This window comes from Spirillospora sp. NPDC052242 (assembly GCF_040679555.1).
Lineage (GTDB): Bacteria > Actinomycetota > Actinomycetes > Streptosporangiales > Streptosporangiaceae > Spirillospora.
In genome coordinates, this window is sequence record NZ_JBFAUZ010000028.1 from 1 (window position 1) to 17,317 (window position 17,317).

Below are 17,317 nucleotides of genomic sequence, written 5' to 3' on the forward strand. Positions count from 1 at the left end.
GAACCCGGCCTCGATCGCCATCAGCGCGGCGTCCGCGTGGGCCGCCACCTCGCCGGGAGCACCCGGGGCCGCGGGGGCGGCGGCCGCCGGCGGGGCGGTGACGAGGGCGGCCGCCGCGAGGCCGGCCGCCGCCGCGGCGGTTCCGGCGGCGGCGCGGGCGCGTCCGTGACGCTTGGACATTCGTGCCTCCAGGGGGGAGCTGGCGCGCCCCGATGGCGCGCCGGAGACACCGCACATGGTTGAGGAACCGGCAAAGCGGACGTAAGGCAAGAAGGTGACTAAACGAGTGTGAACGCGTTGGCACGTTGAGTGCGGAGCCGCAGGCGGCGCGGGGAGTACGGGGGCGCCGTTCGACGCCCCGTTCAATCTTCAATCGCGCGTTCGACACGGCGCCCGAACCGCCGCCCCGGTCCGGCGCGCGGTACGCCCGTCCGACGTGGGACGAGGCTTTCAATGAATCGTTCCATGGTTCGGCGCGGAAGCTGTCCCCGGGCGCGTACAGGCCGAGCGCGGCGGAGATCGAGAAGTACTCCTGCCGGGACGACATCGATGTCTGACGCAGCGGGCTCCGCCGCTCGATGACCCGGCGGCGGACGACCGTCCGCTGGGCCTCCCCAGCGGGCCGATCCCGGCGTACAACGGAGGGACGGGGGACCGGACGAGCGCCGGCGGAACCCCCCGCCCCCGGTCCCCGCGCGGAAGGCACGGGAGGGCCCATGGGCGTCGAGATCCGGGTGGAAGGGCTCAGGAAGTCGTTCGGACGGCAGGTGATCTGGGACGACGTGTCCCTCACGATCCCGGCGGGGGAGATCTCCGCGCTGCTCGGCCCCTCCGGGACCGGCAAGTCCGTGTTCCTCAAGAACCTCGTCGGCCTGCTGCGCCCCGACCGCGGCCACGTCTACGTCGGCGGCGGCGACGTCCCCCGCCTGCGCGAGCGCGACCTGTACCGGATGCGCCGCACGTTCGGTGTGCTGTTCCAGGACGGCGCCCTGTTCGGCTCCATGAACGTCTTCGACAACATCGCGTTCCCGCTCCGCGAGCACACGAAGAAGGGCGAGGCCGAGATCCGCAGGATCGTCCTGGAGAAGATGGACATGGTCGGGCTGTCCGGCTCGGGCGACAAGCTGCCGGGGGAGATCTCCGGCGGGATGAAGAAGCGCGCCGGCCTCGCCCGCGCGCTCGTCCTGGAACCGGAGATCATCCTCGCCGACGAGCCCGACTCGGGCCTCGACCCCGTCCGCACCGCCTTCCTCAACCAGCTCTTCGTGGACGTGAACGCCGAGTTCGGGACGACCTTCCTCATCGTCACCCACGACATCGGCACCGCCCGCGTCCTGCCCGACAACCTCGGCCTGCTGTTCCGCCGCGGCCTGGTCATGTTCGGGCCGCGCGAGATGGTCCTGTCCAGCACGCACCCGGCGGTGAACCAGTTCTTCAACGCGCGCCGCGAGGGCCCCATCGGGATGGCCGAGGAGAAGGACGTCGCGGACCTGGCGGCCGAGAACGCCCCCGCCCCGCCGCCCGCGCCGATCCCGCCGCAGCTCATGCCGAGCGACGGGCGGATCCGCCCGTCCATGCACCGTCCCGGCGAGTGGCTCGCCGCGCACCGGGTGACGCCGCCGCCCGGCTCGTTCATCGACGAGAACGGACGCAACTGGCTCACCGACTGGGACGCCCTCGTGGCCGCGAGGCAACGCCCCCGCCCGTGACGCCGTCCGCCCGGAACGGGAGAATGGTCCGGTGACGCTCCTTCTGAACCGTTCCGACCTGGAAGGGCTGCTCGAGCCCGCCGGGTGCCTCGACGCGCTCCGCCGCGGCTTCACCGCCCCGCCGGCCGGGACGGCGGCGCACCGGACGGTCGCGCCGCTGCCCGGCCCCGGCACCGCGACGGCGCTGCTGCCCGGCCTCGTCCCCGGCGTGCCCGCCTACACGGTGAAGGTCAACGCGAAGTTCCCCGGGAACCGGCCCGCGCTGCGCGGCGTCGTCTGCCTGCACGACGTGGAGACCGGCGAGCTGCTCGCCCAGCTCGACTCCGCCACCGTCACCGCGTGGCGCACCGGGCTCGCCGCCGCGCTCGGCACCCACGCGCTCGCCCGTTCCGCCGCCGACACGGTCGCCGTCGTCGGCGCGGGCGCCCAGGCGGAGCTCGTCCTGCGGGGCCTCGCCGAACTGCGTCCCGTCCGCGCCCTCACCGTCTGCGACGTGGACGCCGGACGGGCCGCCGCGTTCGCCGAACGGCACGGCGAGCGGCTCGGCGCGCCCGCGTCCGTCGCGCCCGACCCGCGCGCCGCCGCCCGCGCCGCCGCGATCGTCGTCACCGCCACGTGGACGCGCCGCCCGCTCCTGCACGCCGCCGACGTCGCGCCCGGCACGCACGTCACCTCGCTCGGCGCCGACGAGCCCGGCAAGGCCGAACTCGGCCCCGACCTGCTGAAGAACGCCCGCGTCGTCGTCGACGACATCGCGTTCGCGGTCGAGTCGGGCGTCCTCGCGTCCGCCGGCCTGGACGTCCAGCACGCGGCCGGGACGCTCCGCGACCTGCTGCGCGGCGAGGTCCCGGGCCGGGTGCGGGACGAGGAGGTGACCGTGTACGCGCCGGTCGGCCTGCCCTGGCAGGACCTCGCGCTGAGCTGGGCCGCGTACGAGGCCGCCCGCGCCGCCGGCGTCGGCCGCGAGTTCGACTTCCTCGCCTGACGGCACGTCCCGCTCCGCCCGCCTACAGCACGAACTCGTCGAGGATCGGGACGAGCCGGTCCTCCTCGTGGTCGAGGTGGGCGTTCACCTCGGCCACGAGGCGGTCCACGTCGGCGGCGAGCGCGGCGGGGTCGGGCGCGTCCGCCGCCAGCGCCGCCCGCAGCTCCGCCAGCAGGCCCTTCAGCACCTCGTGCTCCTCGCGGAGCCGGGCGATGACCGGCGCCAGCTCGGGACGGGTCCGCTCCAGCGTCGGGAAGACCATGCCGTCCTCGCCCCCGTGGTGGAACTCGAGCCCCTGGCAGAACGTGAGGCAGTTGACGCGGAGCTGCGCGCCGAGCGTCGTCCCGGACGCGGCGACCTCCCGGCGGATCGCGTCCAGTTCGCGGCGGAACTCGCCGTGGATCCGCTTGAGCGCCTGCCCCTGCGGGCCGCGCGGCGGGCCGTCGTGGATCGGGGTGAGCGCGACGACCGGCAGCGTGCGGCCCGACTTCTCCTCGTACTCGCCCCATCCGGCGTCGGCCTCGACGGCGCGGGCGAACAGCCGGTCGCGTTCCGCGCCGTCCAGGACGGCCGCGTCCGCCTCGTAGGTGAACGCGCCGGTCTCGATGGTGACGCGCGGGTTCGCGACCAGGTTGTGGAACCAGGCGGGGTGCCGGGGCGCGCCGCCGGCGGACGCGATGACGAGCAGCCGCTCGGGCCCGTCCGGCAGGTAGCCGAGCGGGACGGTGCGCCGGGCGCCGGACCGCGCGCCGGTCGTCGTCAGCAGGAGCAGCCGGCCGCCCTCGAACATGCCGCCGACGCGGCCGTCGTTGGCGCGGAACTCCTCGATGACCTGACGATTGAAATCCATTCTGCGGTGTCTCTCCTTTTGTTTTCGGGCAGGGGTGATCGGCCATGGGGCGTTGCGCGGCCATGGCTGGGAAAAGGGTGGGAAAAGCGCGCCGGATCGCTTCGGGCGGCGCGAAAGGAAGCCGTGTGCGAAGCGGCGGCGGAAGGCGTGTTCAGGGACGCCCAGGGAGCGTCCAGGATGCGCCTACGGCAGGCGCGGAGCGCACACGGAGAAGAGAAAGGGGAGGTGCTAAGGAAGGGCGGGGCACGCGCCCGCCTCGGGCTCACGCCGAGGCCGGGTGCCTCACTCGCTCATGCCCAGACAGGGCAGACCCGGCAGTCACGATGGAAAAAGTATCAGCGCTGGACGGTCATCGCAATCGGCAATTCACAGATTCTCGCGGAGCGCGAGCGCGGCGGCCTGGGTGCGGCCGGTGACGTTCAGTTTCGCGAGGATGTTGGAGACGTGGACGCTCGCGGTCTTCGGCGAGATGAACAGCGCCTCGGCGATCTCGCGGTTGGTGCGGCCCTCGGCGACGAGCTTCAGCACCTCCCGCTCCCGCGCGGTCAGCGCCCCGAACGGCCCGTTCGCGGCGGCGCGTTCGGCGGGCGCGGTCAGCCGGGCGCGGGCGCCGAGGTCGCGGAGCGCCGCCAGCAGGGGAGCGGCGCCCAGCCGCTCGGCGGTCTCGACGGCGCGCCGCCACTCCGCGGCGGCGGCGTCCCGGTCGCCGGCCTCGGCGAGCGCCTCCGCCAGCCGCCAGCGCGACCGCGCCACCTCGTACACGAACCCGCCGCCGGGGTCGCCGTACTCGAACAGCTCTGCCGTCCGGCGCCACAGGCCGACGTCGAGAACGCCGTCCACGCGCCTGCGTTCGGCCTCCACGCGGGCGAGCCACGCCTCGCCCTCGACACCGAGGAACCCGCGGGGACGCCCGTCGGCGTCGGCCGCGGCGACCGTGCGGGCCCGGCCGGCGAGCGCGTCCGCCGCCGCGACGGCCGCGGCGGCGGCCGCGCCGTCCCCGGCCGCGCGGGCCCGCGCCGCCCGCTCGGCGTGCGCCTGCAGCCCCGCCGCGACGACGCGGACGGCGCTGACCTCGACGCCGTACGGGCTCGCCAGCACCGCGTCGACGTGCTCGATCGCCGTGTCGGGATCGCCGCCCCACAGGGCGTGCTCGGCGGCCAGGCCGCGGGTGATGTAGATGAGGAAGGGGTCGTCCGGCAGCAGCGGCTCCAGCCAGCGCAGCCGCTCGTCCACGCCCGGGTCGCCCCGCGCGACCTCCAGGAACAGGGCGTAGGCGGAGACCTGGGCGTCCGCCCGCCGGGTCACCCGGACGGCGAATCCCTCCGCGAGCCGGGCCGCCTCCGCCCAGTCGCCGGTCGTGTAGCGGATCAGGAACCGCAGGCAGCGCAGCAGCGCGCCGTACGTGCTCCAGTCGAGGCCGTTGTCGTGCGCGTACCGGGCGCCGTCGTCGGCGGCGCGGGCCGCGCCGGCCAGCTCGCCCCGGTCGAAGTGCACGCCCGCGTGCTGGAACATCGCCCGCATCGCGACCCGCGGGCTGCCGTCCGCCAGCGCGAGGTCCCGGGCCCGCTCGATGGCCTCGGCGGCCTTCGCGGCCGTCGCCGCCCGCCGCTTCCAGTACCTGCCCAGAGTGATCAGCAGGCTCGCCTCGGCGTCGGCCGCCCCGGCCGCGCGGGCCAGCTCCACGGCGTCCTCCGCGAACGCGGGCAGCTCGCCGTCGGTGTCCCGCCACAGCAGCATCGTGGCGTAGGTGGCCAGGGCGCGGGCGTGCTCGGCCGTGGGCGGGTCGGGCGGCAGCATCGCGATGGCCTCCCGGGCCATCGCCTGCGCCTCCTCGTCGGCGTCCAGCTCGCCGAGGCAGGACGCCAGCTGCTCCCGGATCTGGACGCCGAGCCGCAGGTCGGACGGGTCGGCGGTCTCCAGCAGCCGCCGCAGCGCGTGCACCGCCCGGCGCACCTCGCCCGCCTCGGCCGCGGCCCGCGCGGCGGCCAGCGCCAGCCGCTCCCGCCCGGTCCCGGCGGTCGCCGCGGCGTCCGGCACCGCGTCCCACAGCTCCAGCGCCCGCTCGTAGTGCTCGAACTCCTCCGCGGGCGCGCCGAGCCGCCCGGCCTCCCGCGCGGCCCGCACGGACGCGGCGAACGCGGCGGGCAGGTCGTACGCGGCGAGGCTGTGGTAGGCGAGCTCGGCCGCCGAACCCCCGCGCCGGTCCGCCCGCCCGTCCGGTTCGTCGGCGAGCAGCCGCGCGAAGTCGGCGTGCAGCCGTGTGCGCTCGCCCGGCAGCAGGTCGGCGTAGACGGCCTCGCGCAGCAGCGCGTGCCGGAAGACGTACCCGGCGCCGTCCGGGACGAGCAGCTGGTGCGACACCACCTCGCGCAGCGCCTCCCCGGCCGCGTCCTCCGCGAGGCCCGACACCCGCCGCACCAGCTCGTCGTCCACCCGGCGCCCGGCGACCGCCGCGACCCGCACGACGCGGCGCGCGTCCGGCGACAGCCGCTCGACCCGCGACAGCAGCAGGTCGGCGAGCCCGGCGGGCAGCTCGTCCAGGTCTCCGGTGGCGTGCAGCTCGGCGGCGTAGAACGGGTTGCCCTCGGACCGCAGGTGCACCCGCTCGACGACCTCGGCGGCCACCGGCGCGGACGGCGACCCCGACAGCGCCCCCGACAGCGCGGCCAGGTACGCGCCGGTCTCGTCGCGCCCGAACGGCCGCACCTGGACGCCCGTCACGTTCGGCAGCCGCCGCAGTTCCGCGACCAGCGGGCGCAGCGGGTGCCGCCGGTGCAGGTCGTCCGACCGGTACGTCCCGACGAGGCAGATCCGCTCCCGCTCCAGCACCCGGCACAGGAACGTCAGCAGGTCGCGGGTGGAGCGGTCGGCCCAGTGCAGGTCCTCCAGGACGAGCAGGACGGGCCGGTCGGCGCCCAGCTCGCCGAGCAGCCCGAGCACGGCGCCGAACAGCCGCTGCCGGCCGAGGTCGGGCGCGAGCGGGTCGCCCTCGCCGGGGCCGCCGTCGCCGTCGGGCAGCAGCCGGCCCAGGACCGGGCGGGCCGCCACCGCGTCCCGGACGGCCGCGGCCTCGGGGCCCGCGCCGCGCGACGCCGTCCACAGGGCGTCCGCGAGCGGCAGATACGGGACGCTCTCGCCCAGCTCGGCGCACTGCCCGACCAGGACGGCGCAGTCCCGCTCGCGGGCGGCGCGCCGCAGCGCCGACACCAGGTGCGTCTTGCCGATCCCGGCGTCGCCGCCGACGAGGACGGCGCGGGCGCGGCCCGCCGCGGCGTCGTCGAGCGCGCCGGTCAGCTCGGCGAGCTCCGCCGCCCTGCCGATCAGCACCGAACGTCCTTCTGCTCCATCGCGTCCAGTATTCCACCGGGCCGGCGATGGTCCGGGCGCATGCGCCGGGCCCCGGACCGGCGCGGGGTCCGGGGCCCGGACGGGCGGTGCGGCGGGCGGTCAGCGGGCGAGGGCGGGCACCCGCTCCTCCTCCGCCGCGTGCTCCTCGGCCTGGTCGGCGGCGTCCTCGTCGCGGGGCGCCGGGACCTCCGGCACGGGCAGCACCTTGTGGTAGGCGCGCAGCGTCTCGGCGGCGATCCGCTCCCAGGAGTAGCGGGAGCGGGCGCGGTCGGCCGCGGCGATCGAGTAGCCGTGCCGGGTGGTCTCCTCCGACAGCAGGTGCCGGACGGCGCGGCCGATCTGCACCGGGCGGCCCGCCGGGACGTGCAGCCCGGTGATCTTGTCGAGCACCTCGTCGGCGTTGCCCCCGGCGGTGGTCGCCACGACCGGCACGCCGCAGGCCATGGCCTCCAGCGGCACGGACGGGCACGGCTGGACGGGCTCCAGGCACAGCGCCAGCCGGGCGGTGCGCAGCAGCCGCGGCAGCGACTTGCGGGGCAGCCGGCCCAGGAAGATCACCCGGTCGGCGACGTGCAGTTCCTTGGCCATGAGCTTGAGCCGGTGCACGACCGGGTCGTTCTCCAGCTCCTCGCGCGCGGGACCGCCGGCGACGGCCAGCTCGGCGTCCGGGACGTGCACGAGGGCGCGCAGCGCGGTCGGGACGTCCCCGGCCTCGAGGTCGTCGCAGACCATCACCAGCCGGGGGCGGTCGCCGTGCGGCATCGCCGGGCCGGTCTGCGCGAACTGCTCGCCGTCCACCGCGTAGGGGACGACGGTGACGGCGGGGCGCGGGACGCCCATCCGCACGATCGCGTTCGCCTCCTCGGCGTGCCCGGCGAGCACGACGGCGGCGTCCCGGCCGATGGCCTTCTCCAGCCGGTCGCGGTGCGGGTGCACCTCGCGGCCGGTGCGGCGGTCGGCGGCGGCGACGCCGTGGTAGCTCTGCGCGAAGGGGATGTCCAGCTCGCGGGCGACGGCGCAGGCGGCGAGGCCGCCGATCCAGCCGTGCGCGTGGACGATGTCGGGACGGCCGGCGCCGGACCAGCGGTGCCGCAGCTCGTCGGCGAAGTCGCGCAGGTACGCGAGCGTCTCGTCCTCGGTCAGCGGCCGGGCGGGCCCGGCGTCGAGGTGGACCAGCGCGGCGCCGGGGCCGAGCCGGACGCGGTTCTTCGCGTCCTTGTCCTGCCGGCGGGCGTAGACGGTCACGTGGTTCGGCTCTCCGTCGCCGTGCAGGGGACGGACCAGAGAGCGGGCGAGATCCCGGACATGGACGGACTGCAGGTGCTCGCCGTCGAGGTCGGAGGCGGACACGAGCGCGATGTTCAGCGGGCGGTGCATAACGGGATCCTCCGGGACAACACAGGGGAAGCCTGGAGGTATCTGCGTCGTAGACACCTGCTCGTTGAGATCCTTACCCCTGGCGCCGTCTCCGTCAAACCTCACGAATCGGATGCCTCCACCGGATCGCCTCCGATCAGCGCGGATACCGGCAGATTTAATCGCCCGCGTCCGGCCGTCCGACGCCCCCGACATCTCCGGTGGCGTCGGCGTTCCCGGGATCTCCGGTGTGCCCGGCGCCCGCGGGGACCACGGGGAGGTTGATCGTGGAGGGACGGCCGGGTGTGTGGAAGATCTCCTGATCGGCGGTGAGCATCTCGGTCGCGGTGCCGATCGGCGCGCCGGTGCCCGGGTTGCGCGCGACGCGCGGGTACGCGCCGCTGGCCACCTGCACCCGGATGCGGTGCCCGGCGCGGAACCGGTGCCCCGCGGGCCACAGCTCCATCGCGACCGCCCGCACCCCGTCGGCGTCCGCGTCCGGCGAGCCGGGGACGAGCCGCCGCATGCCCTCGCACAGGTTCAGCGACTCGCCCTCGGGCGTGACGTCGCAGAGCCGCACCACGAAGTCGGTGTGCTCCCGGTTCGACCTGATGTGAAGGTCGGCGGTGACCGGGCCGATGATCTCGAGGTCCTCGGTGAGCTCCGCGGACGTGAACGTCAGCACGTCCCGCCGCCGCTCCAGCCGCCGCTGGTCGGTGGACGGGTGCGTCTCGCCGAGCAGCGTGGGCCCGCCGAGGAACGGCGTCGGATGCTCCGGGTCGTACCGGTACCGGTCGGGCTCGGACTCGGGCGGCTCCGCGGGCGCCAGGCCGCCGTCCGGCCACAGGTGCCAGCGCTCCTCCCGCATCCCCGGGACGGGCCAGTGCGGGAACTCGCGCCACTCGCCGGCGCCCGTCACGTACAGCCGCACCGGGTTCGGGCGCAGGCCGGACGGGTCGTCCAGCAGGTGGGCGCGGAACCACGTCACCGACTCGCCGACCGAACCGCGCATCATCCGCTGGTCGGCGTGGAACCACGGGCCGATCGTCAGGTACGGCTCCTGCCCGGCGGCCCGCAGCGCCGCGTAGTCCTTCAGCTGCCACGGCAGGAAGATGTCGTACCAGCCGCCGGTCATGTTCACCGGCGCGGTGACCCGCGACACCGTCGGGCTGAAGTCGCGCTTGTCCCAGAACGGGGTGTCGGGGCCGTTGACCAGAAGGTCCTGGAAGAAGCGCTGCTGCTCGCCGGTCGCGATCCGGTCCAGCTCGGCGAGCGGACGGCCCGACAGCGCGGCCCGCCGGGCGCGGCGCGGCGACATGAAGCCGGTGGTGATGCCCGACAGGGAGTTCTTCATCCGGGCGGTCATGTCCACCCAGATCAGCGCCGACTCGAGCGCGAACGTCCCGCCGACGTTGACGGCGTCCCGGAACGTGGAGGCCGTGACCTGCATCGACAGCGCCTTCAGTTCCGGTCCCGCCTCGGCCGCCACCGCCCACTGCACGTAGCCGAGGTAGCTCGGGCCGTGCATCGCGAACGTCCCGCCGAACCACGGCTGCGACTTCAGCCACGCGATGGTGGCGAGGCCGTCCTCCCGCTCGTCCAGCGCCTCGAACACGCCGCCGGACCCGAACCCGCCGCGGACGCTCTGCACCACCGCCTGGAACCCGTGCGACGCGAACGCCTGGCCGCACATCAGCCCGAACGGCCCGCGCCGCCCGTACGGGGAGCGGACGAGCACCGTCGGGGCGTCCCGCACGTCACCGTCGTCGAGGACGGGCGCGTACCGGTCGGCGAGCAATGTCACGCCGTCGCCGGCGGGAACCTCCAGGTCCCGTTCGACCGTCACCTTGTGGGGGCCGTTCCGCAGTCCCAGCGCCGTGACCCCCAGCCGGCGCATCATGCCCACGCCTACCACGCGATCGATCGTAAACGACACCGTTCCCTGGCCTGCGGGCGCCCATTCGTCGAGATCGCGTCTCGAGCGGGCGACGGGTTAACTACGATCGAGGCGATCCGCGTAAAGCGTACTTTGCACGCACAACACGCAAACCTCATCTGACCGGCAAAGGCCGCACGGCCCTGCCCGGAAGGAGACTGCACGCCTCATGAGTGATAGCTGGGAACGGCCGATCGCCGCCGCGATCGCCCTCGGGGTCGCCGTCGTCGTGGCCGTCGGGCTGCGGCTGCTGACCGCCCGGCTGGGCAAGCGGGCCGGTGACACGCGCTGGACCTGGGACGACCTGGTCGCCAAGCTCGTGCACGACCTGGCGCTCCCGCTCACGCTCATCGCCGGGGTCTGGATCGCGCTGAAGATCTGGGACGCGCCGCGCGGGACCCTCGACGTGCTCGCCCGGCTGCTGACCGCCGTCGCGATCTTCTTCGTGTCGGTGGCGGCGGCGCGGCTGATCGCCGGGAGCCTGTCCTCCTACGCGATCGCCCGGCAGGGCGGCGCGGCGAACGTGACGATCTTCGCGAACATCGCCAAGGTGATCGTGATCGGCATCGGCCTGCTGATCATGCTGCAGAGCCTCGGCGTCTCGATCGGCCCGCTGCTCGGCGCCCTCGGCGTCGGCGGTCTCGCCGTCGCCCTCGCCCTCCAGGACACCCTCGCCAACCTCTTCGCGGGCGTGCACATCCTGGCCGCCAAGACGATCGAGCCCGGCCACTACATCCGGCTCGACACCGGCCAGGAGGGCTACGTCGTCGACATCAACTGGCGGAACACCACGATCCGGACGCTGTCCGACAACATCGAGGTGATCCCCAACCAGCGGTTCTCCGACACGATCCTCACCAACTACAGCCGTCCCGGCGAGGAGATGTCGATCCTCGTCTACGCGAAGCTGCCCTACGAGGTCGACCTCGACAAGGCCGAGACCATGCTGGAGGAGGTCGGGCACGAGGTGATGAAGGAGGTGCAGGGCGGCGTCGAGGGATCCGGCGTTTTCGTGCGCTTCGACGACTTCAACGACGCGTCCGTCGGCTTCCACGTCATCCTGCGGTCCACCGAGTTCGAGGACCAGTTCCGCATCAAGCACGAGTACCTCAAGCGGCTCCACCGGGTGCTGCGCCAGCAGGGCTACGCGCCGCCGTACTGGCACCACCGCGTCAGCCTCCAGGAGGCCCCGGCGAACGGGAACGGGAGCGCGAACGGCGCCGCGAAGGGCGAACTGCCCCTCTGAACGACCCCGTGAGCCCCGCGCGCCCGGCCCGTCCGGGCGCGCGGGGCTTCCACCGCTCTACCGGACGAACCGGACGTCCGGGAACCGGGGCGACGGCCGGTCCAGGATCGGGCGCGGACGCCCCAGCAGCGACCGGTCGAAGAACGCGGTCACGTACGCCCGCACGGACGCCGTCATCCGCTCCGGATCGACCGTCCCGATGAGCTCCTCCCGCGCCTCCGCGGGGATGCCGCCGCCCGCGTCCACCTGCGGCAGGATGGACTGCACCGCGGTGAACGAGTAGTGGCCCGCCGCCGGGACGTTCAGGTCCCGCTTCCAGCCGGTCGAGTTCCGCCAGAACGCCCCCCACGACGGGTTCGTCAGGTGCGTCTGCGGCTTCCCGCCGATCGACCCGCCCATCAGCAGGAACGGGCGGTCGAGCCCCGCGGCGGCGACGGGCATCAGCGTCCCGTCCTGGTACTGCAGGGTCCCGTCCATGTCGATCCCGGCGTCCACCCGCCGGTCCGTCCGCATCGCCTCGGCCGCCTGGATGCCGCCCGCCGAGTGCCCGACCATGCCGACGTCCGACAGGTCCAGCGTCCGTCCGAGCCCGGCCGGGAGCGCCCGCCCCCCGGCGTCCGGATTGCCGCCCCGCCGCAGCTCGGCGAGGGCGTCCAGGACGAGCCGGGTGTCGCGCGCCCGCGCGTCCATCGCGACCTTGAGCCGGTCGGGGGTGCGCTCGGGCAGCCGCCCGGCGTCGACCCGCCCGCCGGGGAACTCCACCGGGGCCTCTCCGCTGTGGTCCATCGTGACGACGACGTACCCGCGGCTGACGAGCTCCTCGGCGAGCGGCGTGCCGAGCGCGCGCGGCACCCCGAACCCGGGGGAGTACAGCACGACGGGCCGCGCCCCGGGGCGCGCGTCGGCCGGGGCGGATTCCGCCGCGTGGGTTCGGCCGCCCGCCCAGTCGACCGTCCCGGCCTTGAAGACGCCCAGCGCGTCGGCGCCGGTGAGCAGCCGCGCGACGCCGGGACGCAGGAACGGCGCGACCGGACGGTCCCCGAGCGCGGCCTTCGCCGCCGGATACCAGACGCTGATCATCAGCTCGCGGTCGCGGCCGGGCGTCCACGGGTCGGGACGCCCCTCGTCGACCAGGTGCAGCTCGGTGGTCCCGACGGCCCGCGGGCCGGTCGGCGGCGGCAGCGTGAACGTCGCGGGCGCCGCGGCCTTCCCGGCCGCCGCCTTCCGCGCGGCGGCCGGCGCCGCCGCGGCGGAGACGCCGCAGCCGGACAGGACGAGGCCGGACAGGGCGAGAGGGAGCACGGCCGCCGCGACGAACGGACGGCCGGACATACGTGTTCGCATGCCCTCCACGCTTGCGCCCCGCGCCCGCCCGCAACCATGAACGAACGGCCCGCGCGCACACTGCCGTTGGTCAGGAACCGGACGGCACGCGCATGCCTCAGGTCACACGGACGCCCGCGTCGCTTGAACGGGACGCGTCACCCGCGCGTTCTCGCCGCCGACGGTGCGGTGCTCGCACGTCCCCGGCGGCGCCGTGCGCGCGGCGTCCCGCCCCGGGTCACTTGGGGGGCGAGGCCTGCTCGAACCAGGCGAGGAACTCGGTGTGGCCGAACATCCGCGCGGTGTCGACGGCGGACGGCGTCCCGGCGCGGGGGTCGGCGCCCGCGTCCAGCAGCGCACGCACCACGTCCGGCTCCTTCTTGAACACCGCGCCGGCGAGGGGCAGCTGCCCGCGGTCGTTCGCCCGCTCGGGGTCCGCGCCGCGCGCGGCCAGCGCGCGCACCGTGTCGGCGTGCCCGTGGTAGGCGGCCAGCATCAGCAGCGTGTCGCCCTTGTCGTTCGCCAGGTTCGCGGGCACCCCCGCGTCGACGTAGGCGACGATCCGTTCGGTGTCGCCCGTGCGCGCCGCCTCGAACAGGCGGGACGCGAACTCCTCCAGTTCGGGATCGGCCTCGCTCACGTCCGTGCCCCCGCTTTCCGCGACGAGCAGCCCGCCGAGGCTGCCCTCCCCGTAGCTGAGCCGCTTCTCCAGGGCGACGAGCGCCCCGTCCTCGGCGTGGGTGCCGAACCTGACGTCGTCGGCCAGCGACCGCATGATCATAAGGCCGCGGCCGTGCTCGGCGCCCAGGTCGGGCTCGGGCACCAGCCCGGCGTCGAACCCCCGGCCGGTGTCGATCACCTTGATCAGGCACCGCCGGTCCTGGATGGTGGCCCGCACGGTGTAGTCGGCGCCGTTCGCGGCGTGCTCGATCACGTTCGTGCACGCCTCGCTCAGCATCATCTCGATGTCCCCGCAGATCTGCTGCTCGACGCCGAGCGTCTGCAGCGCCGCGTCCAGGATCCTCCGGGTCGCCGGAACGCTCGCCGCGTCCCGCGGTAGCAGGAGGTCCAGGCTGATCTCCACGTCGTCTCCGTGATCGTCCGTCTCGGCCCTCCACGCAGAGGGTGCCCGAGCGGGCGGGATCAAACATCCCCCGGGGCCGGCCAGGCGCCGCGCCGCACGGTGTCCAGGACGAGCGCCGCGATGTTCCAGGCGTCGTCCGCGCCGCTGTGGTGGCGGCCCTCCAGCGGCAGGCCGGCGTGCCGCAGCGCGCCCGCCATGCCCATCCGGCGCAGCCCGTGCGACGCCGCGTACACGGCCTTGGCGTTGACGTGCCGCCGCCCGAACGGGTAGCGGACGCCCCCGCCGCACTGCCGCTCGAACTGCTTGCGGTCGTAGTCGCCCCAGCTCGCCCACGTCCGCGTGTCCGACCGGTGCTCCCGCTCCAGCAGCGCGCACGCCTCCCGGAACGAGATGCCCCCGTTCACCTCGTCCTGGGTGAGCCCGGTCAGCTCGGTGCAGAACGCGCCGACCTCCGACCGTTCCGGACGCACCAGGACGCGATGCTTCGCGACCCGCTCGCGCTCGTCCAGGTCGACGACGCACAGCCCGATCTCGATGATCTCGCTCGTCTGCCCGGGCGGGACGGGCCCGTCCCAGCACGTCGCCTCGACGTCCACGACGTTGAGGAAACGGCCGATCTTCTCGTCCATGGTCGCGGACGATACCGATCACCGCCGCCGGTTCACGACGGGTTTTCCGCCGCCCGGCCGTCCCCGGGCGGCGGGGCGTAGGAGTCGACGTACTCCTGCCCCGACAGGCCCCGGATCGCCGCCATGATCTCGTCGGTGACCTCGCGGGCGGCGCGGCCGCGCGGCGTCCCCGCGTCCCGCCCGGCGAACCGCAGCGGCGCGCCGAAACGCAGCCCGATCCGGCCGGGGCGGGGGACGGCCCGGCCGCGCGGCTGCACCCGGTCCGTGCCCGCGATCGCGACCGGGACGACCGGCGCGCCCGTCCGCATCGCGAGCCGCGCCACGCCCGTCCGGCCCCGGTAGAGCCGGCCGTCGGGGGAGCGGGTGCCCTCCGGGTGGATGGCGAACACCCCGCCGCGCTCCAGCACGCGCGCCGAGGCGTCGAGGGCGTCCAGGGCGGCGCGGCCGCCGGAACGGTCGACGGCGATCGCGCCGAGGCTCCGGAAGAAGGTGGCGGTCGCGCGGCCGCGCGGGCCCGCCGCCGTGAAGTACTCCTGCTTGCCGAGGAAGTGGACCCGCCGCGGCACCATCAGCGGCAGGACGAACGAGTCGAGGACCGCGAGGTGGTTCGCCGCCAGGATCACCGGGCCCCGCCGGGGGACGTGCCCGAGCCCCTGCACCCACGGCAGGAACGCGACCCGCATCGCGGGGCCGAGCAGGAGGTGCTTCGTGACGGGATAGATCAGGCGTTCGGGGTCCATGCCGGAGGAATCTATGCGCGCCGGACGCCTGCGCGCGGTGGGGCCCCGATACAAGCCGGCACCGCCGGAACTTGTCGGAACCCCACATTGCGCGGCCCCGGCGAGGCCGGGGCCGGGAGGCCGGGGCGGGTCAGCCGCCGCCGCTGCTCGCGGCGGCGTGCTCTGCCTGCAGGACCTTGCGGACGGCGCGCGGCGCGGGACCCGACCGGGCGGTCAGCTCCTCGATCCGGCGCTTGTGCCGCCGCCGGTCGCGGCCGGGCAGCACCGACTTCAGCTCGCAGGCCGCCGCCAGCGCGACCGCGGCCGCGTCATAGCTGTTGACGTGCGCGACCGGCCGCCCCCGCAGCGCCGAGGACGCCCCGCCCCACAGCGCCTTCACGACCCGCGGGTCCTTCACGGTGACGTCCTCGACGGTGAACACGCCGAGCACCCGCCGCCGCCGCACCCGGACCAGCCCGTCCGCCACGAGCTCGTCGCGCACCGGGCCGACGATCGTCTTGGCGTCCTTGCGCACCCAGTGCTGCCAGGAGCGGGGCCGGGGCGCCTCGGCGATCTGCGCGACGAGCCCGTAGGGGTCGGCGCCCGGGGTGCCCGGCCGCGGCCGGGCCTTCTCGTCCTCGCCGAGCCGCCCGTCCAGGTACAGCTCGGTCAGCGCGGCGGCCCGCAGCAGGTAGCCCAGGTGGCGGCCGCTCTTGGTCATCTTCTTCTTGCGCAGGTCGTAGGCCAGCAGGAACATCCGCGCCGGCAGCGACTCGGGAATCCGCACCACCATGGTCAGTCCTCGCTCCCGCCGAGCGGCGGGTCCTCCGGGGGTTCGGTGTCCGTTTCTCGTCGGGGTGTCTCGGTGTCGCCGGTCTCCGCCGGCGCGTCCGGGTCGTCCGTGTCGTCCGCGGGGCCGGCCTTGCGGGGTCGGCCCCGCTTGCGCATCCGGCCCACCGAGCCGGGCAGCCGCCCCGCGTCGGAGAGGGCCCTGCGCAGCAGGAACTCGATCTGCGCGTTGGTGCTGCGCAGCTCGTCCCCGGCCCAGCGGGCCAGCGCGTCGTGGACGGCCGGATCGAGCCGCAGGAGGATCTTCTTGCGCTCGGAGGTCAAGGCCGATCATCGCCCGCCGTAGGTCCGCTCACTGGTACAGGCTGCCGGTGTTCAGGACGGGCTGGGCGTCCCGGTCGCCGCACAGGACCACCAGCAGGTTGCTGACCATGGTGGCCTTGCGCTCCTCGTCGAGCTCCACGACGTCGTCCTCGACCAGGCGGTCCAGCGCGAGCTGCACCATGCCGACGGCGCCCTCCACGATCCGCTGCCGCGCCGCGACGACCGCGCCCGCCTGCTGGCGGCGCAGCATCGCCTGCGCGATCTCCGGCGCGTACGCCAGCCCGGTGATCCGCGACTCGATGATGTCGACGCCCGCGGACGCGACCCGCTGCGTCACCTCGGCCGACAGCTGCGCGGTGATCTCGTCGGCGTTGTCGCGCAGCGAGGTCTGCTCGTGGCTGTCGTAGGGGTAGCTGCCGGCGATGTGCCGGACGGCCGCCTCGGTCTGGAACGCGACGAACTCGACGAAGTCGTCCACCTCGAACACCGCGCGGGCGGTGTCGCGGACCTGCCAGACGACGACCGCGGAGATCTCGATCGGGTTGCCGTCCAGGTCGTTGACCTTGGCGAGCCCCGTCTCGTGGTTGCGGATCCGGGTGGAGATCTTCTGCCGCTCGCTGATCGGGTTCACCCACCGCAGGCCGTCCGTCCGGACGGTCCCGGCGTAGCGGCCGAGCACCTGCAGCACCCGCGCCTCGCCCGGCGCGACCGCGGTCAGCCCGACCGCCACGACCAGCCCGGCGATGACCAGCACCGAGCCGGTCGCGATGCCGGCGGTGACCGCGGCGGCGCCGCCGGTGAGCACGCCGAGCACCACGGCCAGCGCGCCCACCAGGATCAGCGCCACCGCCAGCGCCAGCATCCCCCAGCCGTTGACGTCGCTCGCCGGGCGTTCCGAGATCTTCGGAACCGGCATCTCGACCTTCGCCGTGGTGTCCATGTGGCCTCCCTCTGTCCTGTTATCGCCAATCTAGCAAAGTGATATCACTTTTTCCAACCGGCCCGGACGGAGGGAAGGG

At 74.7% G+C, this 17,317-nt stretch carries 15 protein-coding genes; 3 read left to right on the top strand and 12 right to left on the bottom strand.

Features of this window, described 5'->3' with window-relative positions:
* Window positions 1-180, bottom strand: a 180-nt coding sequence (locus AB0L25_RS22935; protein ID WP_500174682.1) for a hypothetical protein, incomplete at its 3' end; no start/stop codon positions are given.
* Between the two features lie 536 nt (window positions 181-716).
* Between AB0L25_RS22935 and AB0L25_RS22940 the strand changes: the two genes are divergently transcribed.
* Together AB0L25_RS22940 and AB0L25_RS22945 are read left to right on the top strand one after the other, a co-directional pair.
* On the top strand, window positions 717-1,709 hold the full coding sequence (locus tag AB0L25_RS22940; RefSeq protein WP_500174683.1) for an ABC transporter ATP-binding protein: 993 nt from the start codon (window positions 717-719) through the stop codon (window positions 1,707-1,709).
* 31 nt (window positions 1,710-1,740) lie between these two features.
* Window positions 1,741-2,694 (top strand): ornithine cyclodeaminase family protein, encoded by a 954-nt coding sequence (locus tag AB0L25_RS22945; RefSeq protein ID WP_500174684.1) that lies wholly within the window; start codon window positions 1,741-1,743, stop codon window positions 2,692-2,694.
* Window positions 2,695-2,716: 22 nt separating this feature from the next.
* Here AB0L25_RS22945 and AB0L25_RS22950 read toward each other — a convergent pair whose 3' ends face one another.
* The 4 genes from AB0L25_RS22950 to AB0L25_RS22965 all read right to left on the bottom strand — a co-directional run bounded on the left by AB0L25_RS22950 (window position 2,717) and on the right by AB0L25_RS22965 (window position 10,163).
* Window positions 2,717-3,544 (bottom strand): nitroreductase/quinone reductase family protein, encoded by an 828-nt coding sequence (locus AB0L25_RS22950; RefSeq protein WP_500174685.1) that lies wholly within the window; start codon window positions 3,542-3,544, stop codon window positions 2,717-2,719.
* 366 nt (window positions 3,545-3,910) lie between these two features.
* The gene (locus AB0L25_RS22955; protein ID WP_500174686.1) at window positions 3,911-6,871 is read right to left on the bottom strand and encodes a helix-turn-helix transcriptional regulator; all 2,961 of its coding nucleotides are present in this window, start codon (window positions 6,869-6,871) and stop codon (window positions 3,911-3,913) included.
* A 120-nt stretch (window positions 6,872-6,991) separates the two neighbouring features.
* Entirely contained in the window at window positions 6,992-8,269 is a 1,278-nt protein-coding gene (locus AB0L25_RS22960) for a glycosyltransferase (RefSeq protein ID WP_500174687.1), read from the bottom strand.
* A 157-nt stretch (window positions 8,270-8,426) separates the two neighbouring features.
* On the bottom strand, window positions 8,427-10,163 hold the full coding sequence (locus AB0L25_RS22965; RefSeq protein WP_500174688.1) for a CocE/NonD family hydrolase: 1,737 nt from the start codon (window positions 10,161-10,163) through the stop codon (window positions 8,427-8,429).
* Window positions 10,164-10,353: 190 nt separating this feature from the next.
* Between AB0L25_RS22965 and AB0L25_RS22970 the strand changes: the two genes are divergently transcribed.
* On the top strand, window positions 10,354-11,430 hold the full coding sequence (locus AB0L25_RS22970; protein WP_500174689.1) for a mechanosensitive ion channel family protein: 1,077 nt from the start codon (window positions 10,354-10,356) through the stop codon (window positions 11,428-11,430).
* A 57-nt stretch (window positions 11,431-11,487) separates the two neighbouring features.
* Here AB0L25_RS22970 and AB0L25_RS22975 read toward each other — a convergent pair whose 3' ends face one another.
* The 7 genes from AB0L25_RS22975 to AB0L25_RS23005 form a co-directional block, all read right to left on the bottom strand.
* Entirely contained in the window at window positions 11,488-12,774 is a 1,287-nt protein-coding gene (locus AB0L25_RS22975) for an alpha/beta hydrolase family protein (protein ID WP_500174690.1), read from the bottom strand.
* A 217-nt stretch (window positions 12,775-12,991) separates the two neighbouring features.
* Complete coding sequence (locus AB0L25_RS22980) at window positions 12,992-13,837, bottom strand: ATP-binding protein (protein WP_500174691.1); 846 nt, start codon at window positions 13,835-13,837, stop codon at window positions 12,992-12,994.
* Window positions 13,838-13,896: 59 nt separating this feature from the next.
* Window positions 13,897-14,466, bottom strand: coding sequence for a 3'-5' exonuclease (locus tag AB0L25_RS22985; RefSeq protein ID WP_500174692.1), 570 nt, complete (start codon window positions 14,464-14,466; stop codon window positions 13,897-13,899).
* Between the two features lie 32 nt (window positions 14,467-14,498).
* On the bottom strand, window positions 14,499-15,206 hold the full coding sequence (locus tag AB0L25_RS22990; RefSeq protein ID WP_500174693.1) for a lysophospholipid acyltransferase family protein: 708 nt from the start codon (window positions 15,204-15,206) through the stop codon (window positions 14,499-14,501).
* A gap of 130 nt (window positions 15,207-15,336) precedes the next feature.
* Window positions 15,337-15,978 carry a GOLPH3/VPS74 family protein gene (locus tag AB0L25_RS22995; RefSeq protein ID WP_500174694.1) on the bottom strand — a complete coding sequence of 214 codons (642 nt, stop codon included), beginning with the start codon at window positions 15,976-15,978 and terminating at the stop codon, window positions 15,337-15,339.
* A 2-nt stretch (window positions 15,979-15,980) separates the two neighbouring features.
* On the bottom strand, window positions 15,981-16,298 hold the full coding sequence (locus AB0L25_RS23000) for a type II toxin-antitoxin system antitoxin (RefSeq protein ID WP_500174695.1): 318 nt from the start codon (window positions 16,296-16,298) through the stop codon (window positions 15,981-15,983).
* A 28-nt stretch (window positions 16,299-16,326) separates the two neighbouring features.
* Entirely contained in the window at window positions 16,327-17,238 is a 912-nt protein-coding gene (locus AB0L25_RS23005; RefSeq protein ID WP_500174696.1) for an SPFH domain-containing protein, read from the bottom strand.
* Window positions 17,239-17,317 lie beyond the last annotated feature (79 nt).